Source organism: Burkholderia sp. JPY481 (assembly GCF_038900515.1).
Taxonomy (GTDB): domain Bacteria; phylum Pseudomonadota; class Gammaproteobacteria; order Burkholderiales; family Burkholderiaceae; genus Paraburkholderia; species Paraburkholderia youngii.
On the sequence record NZ_JAYMRT010000095.1, the window covers coordinates 1 to 1,179 of the forward strand.

1 pseudogene is annotated in these 1,179 nt (G+C 61.3%); it reads right to left on the reverse strand.

The window, feature by feature from the left end:
- Nucleotides 1–693: 693 nt before the first annotated feature.
- Nucleotides 694–1,179: pseudogene (locus VSR82_RS39765) on the reverse strand (IS5 family transposase); the annotation flags it as partial.

Consider the following 1,179-nt stretch of genomic DNA (forward strand, 5'->3'; position numbering starts at 1 on the left):
AGAGCCGCTAACACAAGTCATCAAGTGCGACGCGTGTCGCCGTCCGCCGGACGTAAATCGGCAATGTAGTGGATGGCAAAGCTCTTCTCTGCCTTGTCACATTCAACAACCTGAATATGGGAATTTGAAGCCGTGACCTGCTGTACGACCAGCAGTTGCCTACCCGGACGCGCGCGATTGGTAACGGTCGGGTGCGAAGCTCCGGGGACAACGTACCCTCCGTTAAGGCGGTTCGCCCGGGCAACCGGGAAGGAATCGACACTGCCAGCAGCCGTGCGGTGTGGGGGCCAGGCAAGTTCCGCATGCACAACGTACGTGAACTGCTGACAGAATCCTCGTTATTGTGAAAGAGCCCAAGCTGCTGTTGGCTCTGACCAAAAGGTATATGGCTGGTTGCGCCTTTTTGATGTGGGCGCACGCCCGTCGTCAAAACGCCATCGGGGAAGAGGCAGGTGCTAACCGGACAGGCCCAGAAGTGCTCGGATCGGTGGAGATGGAAACGCGGGAACCCCGATTTCCCTTGTCTCGGTTTCGGGACGAATCGACGATGCGACGCTAGCGAAGGTTGCGTATGCACAGACGCAGCCGGCAGCAGCACGATGCTTAACGCCGTGCGCGAGCCGTATGCGGGGAAACTCGCACGTACGGTTCTTCGGGGGCCGCGTTTCTGAGAGGGAACGCGGCTACCCTCTCGAAGCGCGAGCAGATAAGGGCAGCAGCCAAGGAAAGCAAAGCACTATGAATGTCGAGACGCCGTTCGAAACGAATGCGCAGTTTGCCGAAACCGGCAAACCATGCATGCGTGCGCTCGACCACCCAGCGATGCTGCCCGGGCCGCTCCTTGCTTTCCACGCCGCGACGGGCAATACGGGCCGTGATTCCGCGCTGCTTCAGGTAACGCCGACAGCGGGCAAAGTCATTGCCCTTGTCCGCACGCAACTTGCCCGGGCGTTTGCGGGGATGGCCATTCAGACCCGAGACTGCCGGAATGGCATCGAGCGTGGGCTCGAATGCCATCGAGTCGTGTCGGTTGGCGCCCGTGACCGTGATGGCCAGTGGAATGCCGCGCGCGTCTACAACGATGTGCCGTTTCGACCCGAGCTTTCCCCGGTCTGTCGGGTTGGGGCCGGTTTCCTGGCCCCCGGGGGCGGGCAACACTGGCAGCATCGAGGCTCGCCC